Source organism: Actinoalloteichus spitiensis RMV-1378, from assembly GCF_000239155.1.
Lineage (GTDB): Bacteria > Actinomycetota > Actinomycetes > Mycobacteriales > Pseudonocardiaceae > Actinoalloteichus_B > Actinoalloteichus_B spitiensis.
The window spans coordinates 1-9,783 of record NZ_AGVX02000068.1 but is presented as its reverse complement, the minus strand read 5'-3'; the positions used below and the strand labels follow the sequence as shown (position 1 = coordinate 9,783).

General features: G+C 71.8%; 9 protein-coding genes. 5 read left to right on the top strand and 4 right to left on the bottom strand.

The features are described from left to right. On the bottom strand, positions 1-426 hold a 426-nt coding region (locus ACTIDRAF_RS0203450), incomplete at its 3' end, for a CNNM domain-containing protein (protein ID WP_016697325.1). Continuing rightward, positions 423-1,790, bottom strand: coding sequence for a hemolysin family protein (locus ACTIDRAF_RS0203445; protein WP_016697324.1), 1,368 nt, complete (start codon positions 1,788-1,790; stop codon positions 423-425). The genes ACTIDRAF_RS0203445 and ACTIDRAF_RS0203450, both read right to left, overlap by 4 nt. Before the next feature lie 351 nt (positions 1,791-2,141). On the opposite strand from ACTIDRAF_RS0203445, the gene ACTIDRAF_RS0203440 reads away from it, so the two are divergent. Then, positions 2,142-3,614 carry a peptide MFS transporter gene (locus tag ACTIDRAF_RS0203440; RefSeq protein ID WP_016697323.1) on the top strand — a complete coding sequence of 491 codons (1,473 nt, stop codon included), beginning with the start codon at positions 2,142-2,144 and terminating at the stop codon, positions 3,612-3,614. Between the two features lie 43 nt (positions 3,615-3,657). Here the strand turns inward: ACTIDRAF_RS0203440 and ACTIDRAF_RS0203435 are convergent, their stop codons facing one another. Then, positions 3,658-4,254, bottom strand: a complete 597-nt coding sequence (locus ACTIDRAF_RS0203435) for a TetR/AcrR family transcriptional regulator (RefSeq protein WP_026065738.1) — start codon at positions 4,252-4,254, stop codon at positions 3,658-3,660. A 155-nt stretch (positions 4,255-4,409) separates the two neighbouring features. Between ACTIDRAF_RS0203435 and egtA the strand changes: the two genes are divergently transcribed. The 4 genes from egtA to egtD are packed head-to-tail and all read left to right on the top strand — an operon-like array spanning position 4,410 to position 8,788. Beyond that, positions 4,410-5,675 (top strand): ergothioneine biosynthesis glutamate--cysteine ligase EgtA, encoded by a 1,266-nt coding sequence (gene egtA, locus ACTIDRAF_RS0203430; protein ID WP_157162822.1) that lies wholly within the window; start codon positions 4,410-4,412, stop codon positions 5,673-5,675. A gap of 16 nt (positions 5,676-5,691) precedes the next feature. Continuing rightward, entirely contained in the window at positions 5,692-7,050 is a 1,359-nt protein-coding gene (gene egtB, locus ACTIDRAF_RS0203425; protein ID WP_016697320.1) for an ergothioneine biosynthesis protein EgtB, read from the top strand. A 2-nt stretch (positions 7,051-7,052) separates the two neighbouring features. After that, positions 7,053-7,820 (top strand): ergothioneine biosynthesis protein EgtC, encoded by a 768-nt coding sequence (egtC, locus tag ACTIDRAF_RS0203420; RefSeq protein WP_016697319.1) that lies wholly within the window; start codon positions 7,053-7,055, stop codon positions 7,818-7,820. 8 nt (positions 7,821-7,828) lie between these two features. Further along, positions 7,829-8,788, top strand: a complete 960-nt coding sequence (gene egtD, locus ACTIDRAF_RS0203415) for an L-histidine N(alpha)-methyltransferase (RefSeq protein WP_016697318.1) — start codon at positions 7,829-7,831, stop codon at positions 8,786-8,788. A gap of 93 nt (positions 8,789-8,881) precedes the next feature. On the opposite strand, the gene ACTIDRAF_RS0203410 is transcribed toward egtD, so the two are convergent. Beyond that, the gene (locus ACTIDRAF_RS0203410) at positions 8,882-9,592 is read right to left on the bottom strand and encodes an HNH endonuclease family protein (RefSeq protein ID WP_016697317.1); all 711 of its coding nucleotides are present in this window, start codon (positions 9,590-9,592) and stop codon (positions 8,882-8,884) included. Between the last annotated feature and the right edge of the window lie 191 nt (positions 9,593-9,783).

Here is a 9,783-nt window from a genome sequence, read left to right as displayed (position 1 = left end):
CGGCGCCCCCAGCCACAGCGCCAGGCGCTCGGGCGTGGCGATGGCCAGGTTCTTCGGCACCATCTCACCGATCAGCAGGTGCGCGAGACCCACCAGGGACAACGCGATGATGAAGGCGATCGTGTGGAGCAGGAACGCCGGGATCGCGAACGGGGCCAGCGCCCGCTCGATCATCACCGCGACGGCCGGTTCGCCGAGCCGGCCCAGTGCCAGCGAGCAGATCGTGATGCCCAGCTGGGCACCCGCCAACATCAACGACGCGTTCTTCCCCGCGTCCAACACCACCCGCGCCCGGGTGGTGCCCTGGTCGAGCATGGCCTCCAGGCGGTCCCGGCGAGAGGACAACAGGGAGAACTCGGCGCCGACGAAGAACGCGTTCAACGCCAGCAACACGACGATCAGCGTGATCGCGACCCATCCGCTCACCGTGCGACCTCCTCACGGGCCGACATGGCCCCCTCCAACGCCACCGACCGCGCCGACTCCGTCCGCACCACGCGGACCTCGGCGATGCGGTGCCGGTCCATCCGGGTCACCGTCAGCTGCCAGCCGTCGACGGCGATGTCGTCATCCACGGAGGGGATCCGGCCCAGCCTGTCGAGGACGAAGCCGGCCAGGGTCTCGTAGTCGCCCTCGGGCAACACCAGGCCGGTGGCCTCGGCGAGCTCGTCGTCCCGGAGCAGGCCCGAGACCAGCCAGCTCTCCTCGCCCAGCGGCCGGACGGCCGGGATCTCACGCCGGTCGTGCTCGTCCCGGACGTCACCGACGATCTCCTCGATGACGTCCTCGACGGTCACCAGACCGGCGCTGCCGCCGTACTCGTCGACGACCATCGCCATCTGCAACCCCGAACCGCGAAGCCGGTTCAGGAGGGTGTCGCCGTCCAGCGAGTCCGGAACGGTGGGAACCGGCCTGGCCAGGGACAACACCCGGATCCTGCCGCGCTCGGCCGCCGGGATCCCGAAGGCCTGCTTGACGTGCACCACGCCGCGGACGTCGTCCAGGTCGACGCCGTGCACGGGGAACCGGGAGTACCCGGTCCGCCGGCCCAGCTCGACGAGCTCGTCCACCGTGGCATCCGGACCGAGGGAGGCGATGCGGACGCGGGGGGTCATCAGGTCACCGGCCGTGCGTTCGCCGAACCGCAGCGAGCGGCCCAGCAGTGCGGCGGTACCGGCGTCGAGGGTCCCCTGCGCCGCGCTGGCCCGCACGATGGAGCTGATCTCCTCCGGGGACCGCGCCGAGCGCAACTCCTCGATGGGTTCCACCCCCAGCTTGCGGACCAGCCAGTTCGCGGCGTTGTTGCTGCCGTCGATCACCCAGCGGAAGATCCGGGTGAACGCGGAGTAGACGCCGACGACCGCGCGGGCGGTGGCCAGGGGCCGGGAGATGGCCAGGTTCTTCGGCACCATCTCGCCGAAGATCATGGACAGGGAGGTGGCCAGGAAGAGCGCGATGGCCAGCGACAGGCCGCCCACGAGGCCGTCGGGCAGTCCGAGCGCGCTCAGCCCTGGGCTGATCAGCTGGGCGATGGCCGGCTCGGCCATGTACCCGGTGACCAGGGTCGTGATGGTGATGCCCAGCTGGGCTCCGGAGAGCTGGAAGGACAGCGTGCGGTGGGCCTGCTGCACGTTGCGCGCCCTGCGGTCGCCGACCTGCCGCACGTGCGTGTCGACAGTGCTCCGCTCCAGCGTGGTGAGTGCGAACTCGGCGGCGACGCAGACGAAAGTGCCCGCGGTGATCACGATAACGCCGAGGAGAAGGAGAACGCTGATCAGTACGTCGTTCATCGGACACCCCGGAAGGGGGCGGCCGGGCTGGGACAGCCGGGTTGGTGACCCGGCTTGCTACTGCTACCGGGTGAGTCGGCTTCCGGCACGGAAGTCATCACTCCTCAGTATTCGAGTTGGTGTTAAACGCAGCCAGTGTACGGGTGAACCGCCGGGAAATGGACGTCCAGACCGCTGGATCGTGACGCGTTTCCCCTCCTCAGGAGGTTGTCGCCCGCACGTTCCGTGATTTCGCACACGGTCTGTCACCGCCGGTGTCGCCCTTGTTCCGAGTTGTGCCCGACCGCGCGTCACCGCACCGTGGGGAGGCCGGGGCCCGTCCGCCTGGGTGGACCGGCGGGGAGGTGGGCGGTGACCGACAGCGACGGCGGAGAGCCGGGGCGCGGCTCCTTCGGCCAGCCGCGGGGCCTGGCCACCCTCTTCTTCACCGAGATGTGGGAGCGCTTCTCCTTCTACGGCATGCGGGCGATCCTCGCCTACTACCTCTACTACTCCGCCGTCGACGGCGGCCTGGGCATGCCGCGTTCTTCCGCGTTGTCGCTGGTCGCGGCCTACGGATCCGCGGTGTACATGGCCAGCGTCGCCGGCGCCTGGGTCGCCGACCGCCTGCTCGGCACCCAACGCGCGGTGCTCTACGGCGGAGTGCTCATCATGTGCGGCCACATCACCCTCGCCATCGTTCCCGGGATGGCCGGGGTGGCGGGTGGCCTGGGGCTGATCATCGTCGGCACGGGACTGCTCAAGTCCAACGTGACCGCCATCGTCGGCACGCTCTACGAACCAGGTGACCAGCGCAAGGACGCCGGGTTCTCGCTGTTCTACATGGGCATCAACCTGGGGAGCTTCGTCGCGCCCCTGCTCACGGGGCTCGCCGCGAGCGGGGCCGACTTCCACCTCGGCTTCGGGCTGGCCGCGATCGGCATGGCGCTGGGACTCATCCAGTACGTGCTCGGCCGGAAACACCTCGGGACCGCCAGCCTGGAACCCACCAACCCGCTCGACCCCGCCGAGCGGCGGTGGCTGCTGCCCCGGCTGGGCCTCGCGGCGCTGGGCGCGGCGGGCGTGCTCGCGGTGCTCGCCCTCGGCGGGTGGCTCACCTCCGGGCGCGTCGTCAACCTGCTGAGCCTGCTGTCGGTCCTGCTGCCCGTCGCCTACTTCTGGGTCATGCTGCGGAGTCGCCGGCTGGACGGGGTCGAACGGGACCGGGTTCTCGCCTTCGTCCCCCTGTTCGTGGCCAGCGTCATGTTCTGGACGCTCTTCGAGCAGCAGTCGACCGTGATCGCCGCGTTCGCCGACAGCAGGGTCGACCGCGACCTCCTCGGTTTCGAGATCCCACCCAGCTGGTTCCAGTCCGTCAACCCCGTCGCCATCCTCCTGCTGGCGCCGCTGTTCGCCCTGCTGTGGACCAGGCTGGGGACGCGGCAGCCCGGGACGCCCACCAAGTTCTCCGGCGGGCTCGCCCTGGTCGGGGTGTCGTTCCTGGTCATGATGCTGGCCAGCGCCACCCTGCCCGAGGGGGGCGCCAGCCCGCTCTGGCTGGTAGGAGCGTTGGTCGTCATGACCTGCGGGGAGTTGCTGCTCTCACCGGTGGGGCTGTCCGTCAGCACCTCGCTGGCACCCCGGGCCTTCGCGGCGCAGATGGTGGGGCTCTTCCTGCTGTCCGTGGCCGCCGGTTCGGGCATCGGGGCCCAGCTGGTCCGGCTCTACTCCCCGGACTCCGAGCTGGTCTACTTCGGCGCGCTCGGGCTGGTGGCGGTGCTGCTCGGCGCGTCCCTCGTCCTGGCCGCCCCGCTGATCCGCCGGCGGATGCACGGGGTGCGCTGAACCCGGGCCGGACCAGAACGCCGTTCACCGGCGCACCGGGGCGTCACGCCCTGGCGCTGTGCCGCCGCACCGACTCCTCGACGAGGTCCAGCACCGGCTCGAGGTCGTCGGCGGGCAGACCCATCGCCAGGTGTGAGACCAGCCCTTCCAGCACCAGCTCCAGGTAGCTGGTGAGCACGTCGATGTCGACGTCGTCGCGCAGCTTGCCCGCAGCGCGCTGCCGGGACAGCCGTTCGCGGGTCGCGAGGGTCAGTTCCTGCGACCGCTCCGCCCACCTCGCGCGGAAGTCGGGGTCGGTCCGGAGGCGACGGGAGACCTCCAACCGCGTGCCCAGCAGGTAGGAGGGGTGGGCATCGCCCTCGACGTCCGGCGGAGCCGCGATCAGGTTGCGCATCACCTGGACCAGGCCCTGCTCCGCCACCACCTCGGCCATCCGGTGCGCGTCGTCCTCGGCGAGCGCGAGGAAGAGCGATTCCTTGTCCTTGAAGTGGTGGAAGATGGCGCCTCGGGAGAGCCCGGTCGCCTCCTCCAACCTGCGGACCGTGGCGCCCTCGTACCCGTGACGGGCGAAGCACGCCCGCGACCCGTACAGGATCTGGCGTCGGCGCGCGTCGAGGTGGTCCTGGCTGACCCGTGGCATGGGGAGATCGTCGCAGTCGACGACATCGAGGTCCAACCACCGGGTACCTCCGTCGGCGCGTCCTCGGTCACACCGGGGTAGCTCGCCGACGGGGGTGCGAGCTCCGAGGATGAGGTGTAGCTTCGGTAGTCATCCGACTACCTGGGGTGATGTCGATGGTGTTCACGCGGAACGCGCGGGATGTGGTCAGCAGCGCACGTCCGGCCGGGAACGTCGAGTCCGCCAGGATTCGCAGCCGCGTGGAGGCCGAGGCCTACGTCGCCTCCGTCTGCTTCAAGCACGGCCCGCCACGCCTGGCCGGAGTCGAACTCGAGTGGACGGTTCACCATCACGACGACCCCACCCGGCCCGTGCTCGCCGACCACCTCGCGCGCGCCCTGGGCCCGCACGCCCCACCCTCGCTGGTGCCGACCAGCCCGCACGTTCCCCTCGGCCACCGGTCGGTCGTCACCGTCGAACCCGGCGGCCAGGTGGAGATCTCCACCGCGCCACGGACGGCCGCCTCCGACCTGGTCGACGCCACCTCCGCCGACATCGACCAGCTCCGCCGCCTGCTGGCCAGCGCGGGCCTGGAACTCGGAACCCGGGGGACCGACCCCTACCGCCCCGCCCGGCGTCTGCTGCGCACCCCCCGCTACGCGGCGATGGAGACGAACTTCAACCGCCGCGGGCCGGCGGGAGTCATCATGATGTGCAGCACCGCCGGCCTCCAGGTGTGCCTGGACGCCGGGGAGGGGGACCAGGTGGCCGCCAGGTGGGCCGCCGTCCACGCGCTGGGTCCCGTGTTCGTCGCGGCCTTCGCGAACTCCCCGACCCTGGACGGCATCCGCAGCGGCTGGGCCTCCACCCGCATGCTCACCCTCTACAACACCGATCCCCCTCGCACCCGCCCCGGCGGGCCGTCCGCCGACCCCGGCGCCGCCTGGGCACGGCGGGCGCTGGAGACCCCGGTGTTGTGCGTCCGGGAGCGGGACGAGCCCTGGCCCACACCGATCGGCGTCACCTTCGGCGAGTGGATCGACGGCGCGCTCCACCGGCGGCCCACGTTCGACGACCTCGATTACCACCTGACGATGCTCTTCACCCCGGTCCGACCACGCGGGTACCTGGAGATCCGCTACCTCGACACCCAACCGGGCGACGACTGGGTGGTACCGGCCGCCCTGGTCCTCGCCCTGTTCGCCCGGGAGCGGACCGTCGACCGGCTGCTGGAACTCACCGAACCCGCCCGTGGCCGCTGGTTGACCGCCGCCTGCCAGGGCCTGGACGACCCGGTGCTGGCCAGGGCCGCCGCCTCCGTCCTCACCCTGGGCCTCCAGTCCCTGCGTGACCTCGACCTGCCGCCGCCGGTGCTCGACCACGTCGTGCGGAGCACTGAGCAACTCGTCCGCACCCGGGTCCCCCGGGTGCTCCGCGCCTGACCGGAGGTGACGACCCATGTCCTTCTCCCCAGCCGGCACCACGGCGGGACCCGACCGCCGAGACGAGGACGCCCTGCGTGACCGGGTCGCGCGGGAGCTCGACCGCACGCGCCGTCGCACCCGGCACCTGACCGACGCCGTCGACGACGAGGACCTCCGCCGGCAGCACTCACCGCTGATGTCCCCCCTGGTGTGGGACCTCGCCCACGTGGGAAGCCAGGAGGAGCTGTGGCTCGTCCGCGACGTCGGTGGCCGCGATCCGCTCCGACCCGACATCGACGACCTCTACGACGCCTTCCGCCACGGCAGGGCGGACCGGCCGGCCCTGCCGCTCCTCTCGCCGACCGAGGCCAGGCGGTACGTGGCGTCGGTGCGGACCAAGGCGTTGGACGTCCTGGCTGACGTCCCGCTGGAGGGGCGGCGCCTGGTCACCGGCGCTTTCGCGTTCGGCATGATCGTGCAACACGAGCAGCAGCACGACGAGACCATGCTGGCCACCCACCAACTCCGACGCGGCGGGCCCGTGCTGACCGCACCGCCGGTGCCGGCCCCCGCCGGCCCGCCCGGACCGAGTGAGGTGCTGGTCCCGGCGGGGACGTTCACGATGGGCACGTCGGTGGAGACGTGGGCCTTGGACAACGAACGACCGGCCCACCCGGTGCACGTGCCCGCCTTCCACATCGACACCAAGGCCGTCACCAACGCCCGTTTCGCCGAGTTCATCGACGACGGCGGCTACGACCGGCCCGAGCTGTGGAGCGGGGAGGGGTGGGCGCTGCGCACCGGGTCCGACCTGCGCGCTCCCCTGTTCTGGCGGCGGGACACCGACGGTCGGTGGTGGCGGCGGGTGTTCGGCCGCTGGGAACCGGTGGTTCCCGAGGAACCGGTGGTGCACGTGTCGTTCCACGAAGCCGAGGCGTTCGCGACCTGGTGCGGCAGGAGGTTGCCCACCGAGGCCGAGTGGGAGAAGGCCGCGCGGTTCGACCCGAGGAGCGGGGAGACCCGCCGCTACCCCTGGGGCGACGAGGCACCCACCGAACGGCACGCCAACCTCGGCCAACGACACCTGCGCCCCGCGCCGGCCGGGGCCTTCCCGACCGGGACGTCGCCGCTGGGCGTCCACCAGCTGCTCGGCGACGTGTGGGAGTGGACCAGCACCACGTTCCGGGGTTACCCGGGGTTCGCGGCCTTCCCGTACCGGGAGTACTCGGAGGTGTTCTTCGGCGAGGAGTACCGCGTGCTGCGCGGTGGCAGCTTCGGCACCGACCACACCGTCGCCAGGGCCACGTTCCGCAACTGGGACTACCCGAGGCGACGGCAGATCTTCGCCGGGTTCCGGTGCGCGCGCGACGCCCGTCGCGAGGAGGTGGGCTGACCGTGTGCCGACACCTCGCCTACCTGGGGCCGGTGGTCACCCTGCACGACGCGGTGGTCGCAGCGAAGCACTCCCTGTACCGGCAGTCCTGGGCGCCCCAGGACATGCGCGGCGGTGGCACCGTCAACGCCGACGGTTTCGGGGTCGGCTGGTACCCGAACGTGCCGGGGCCTCCCGTCCGGTACCGGCGGGCCGGGGCGATCTGGGCCGACCCCGGGTTCGTCGAGCTGGCCGGCGGCCTGTCCTCCGGGGCGGTGCTGGCGGCGGTCCGCTCGGCGACGACGGGGATGGCCCCGGGGGAGGAAGCCTGCGCCCCCTTCCGCATCGGCAGGTGGTTGTTCAGCCTGAACGGTCGCATCGCCGGCTGGCCGGACTCGGTCAACGCCCTGGCCGCCACGCTGCCCCCGGCGGTCCTGGCCGCGCTCCCCGCCGCCACCGACACTGCCCTGCTCTGCGCGCTCCTGGCGCGCCGGCTCCACGCGGGCGAACGGCCCGAGGAGGCCGTCGGAGACCTGGTGCGCGGCGTCCTCGAACTCGCCCCAGAATCCCGGCTCAACCTGCTCCTCCTCGACGGCACCAGCGTCGTCGCCACCACCTGGACCCATTCCCTGTGGGTCAGCCACGACGTCGGCCACCAGATGACGATCGCCTCCGAACCGACCGGGGAGGAGCCCACCTGGTGGCGGATCCCGGACGGCTCGCTCGTGCGGGGCAACCTGCACCACCTCCGGGTCGAACCGTTGCCCTCGGCCCAGGCGGTGAGCTCGTGAGGAGCCCGGTGTTCGACATCCGCCTCGACGAACACGCGGCGGCCGAGGCCTTGCGCGCCGACGTGCGGGTGGGGCTCACCGATGTCCCCCGGTGGATCTCACCGACATGGTTGTACGACAGCCGGGGCAGCGAACTGTTCGACGAGATCACCCGGCTGCCGGAGTACTACCCGACCAGGGCCGAGCGCGCGGTCCTGGCGCGGGTGGCGCCCGAGATCGCCGCGGCGACCAGGGCGGGCACGCTCGTCGAGCTGGGATCGGGGTCAGCGGAGAAGACGCGCCTCCTGCTGGACGCCATGACCGCTCTCGGCGACCTGCGGAGGTACGTTCCGATCGACATCTCGATGTCGGCCCTGCGCCTGTCCAGCGCGGAGATCGCGGCCGACTACCCGGGACTGGACGTGCACGGCGTGCTCGGCGACTTCACCCGGGAACTCGGCCCCCTGCCGGCCGAGGGCACCCGCCTCGTGGCGTTCCTCGGGGGGACGGTGGGCAACCTCGCCCCGGACCAACGCCGGCACTTCTACCGCACGATGCGGTCCCACCTGCGGACGGGCGAGTGGTTGCTGGTCGGGGCCGACCTGGTGAAGGACCCGGCGACGCTGCTGCTCGCCTACGACGACCCGGCGGGGGTCACGGCCGAGTTCGACCGCAACGTGCTCCGCGTCCTCAACCGAGAACTCGACGGCGACTTCGACGTCGACGCCTTCCAGCACGTGGCCCGGTGGGACCCCCGACAGGAGTGGATCGAGATGAGGCTGCGCGCCCGGCGTCCGCTCCGCGTTCGGCTGGACGCCCTGGACCTGACACTGGAACTGGCCGGGGGAGAGGAGATCCGGACCGAGATCTCGGCGAAGTTCCGCCCCGAGCGGGTGCGTGCCGAGCTGGCGGACGCCGGGTTCGCGGTGAACGCCGAGTGGACGGAGCCGGAGCACCGCTTCGCGCTGTTCCTGGCCTCGGCCACCTGAGCCGGATCCGGGCGGCCCACCCCCAGCACGACAGCGGGGCCGCGTCGTCGACAGGAGGGCGCCCCCGCGCGGGCGCCCCTCCCGGGCCGTCCGTCAGCAGTGGTCCAACATCTCCAGCAGCGCCGCTCGTTCGGGCTCGGTCACGGTCAGTTCCCAGTGGTGCTTGACCTCGATCCAGTCCTGGGCATAGGTGCACCAGTAGCCGGTGGCCGGCGGCTTCCACTGGTCCGGGGTCTGGTCGCCCTTGGCCCGGTTGGAGGAGGCCGACACGGCGATCAGCTGCGGGGTGTCGAGGTCGTTGGCGAACCGCTCGCGGCGCTCGTCGTCCCACTCGTCCGCGCCACTGCGCCACCCCGCCGCGAGCGGAACCAGGTGGTCGATGTCCAGGTCCGAGGCGTCGTCGAACTCCTCGTCGTCGAAGGCGCTGTGCCAGGTGCCGGACTGCGGGCGGCACTCCTCGTCGGTGACGACGTCGACGCCGTCCCGGATCAGCACCGTCTCCCTGGTGTTGCAGTTGTCGCCCTGGCTGATCCAGTGCCGGAAGCGGTCCCGCGAGTACCCGCGCATCGACCGTTCCGGGGCGACCTCCAGCTCGTCGAGCAGGGCGGCCGCCTCGGCGGCGTCCCCCGGGGCGGGCACCCGCTGGCCCGACCCGATCTCCTGCTCCTGGTCGTCGAGGAACGGCAGGTGGTCCCGCGCGACGTAGCCCACCACCACGAGCGCCACCGCCACCAGGGTGACGAGGACGGATCGTGCCGTGGTCTTCTTCTGGTTGCCGTCGCCGGAACGGGACTGTTCGGTCATCCTCGCCTCACCCAGAGCGGGCCGTCGTGCCGGGCCCGGAATTGCGCTGCCGGAGATCAGCCTATCGGGGGCTCAGGTGGCTGATCACTTGCCTGATGAGGTGATTCCTGGTGACGGGCGACCGGAGTGGCCGGGACCTCGCCCCTGCGGCCCGCCGATCCCCGGAAGGGGCGCAACGGCAGGGGGGGGGG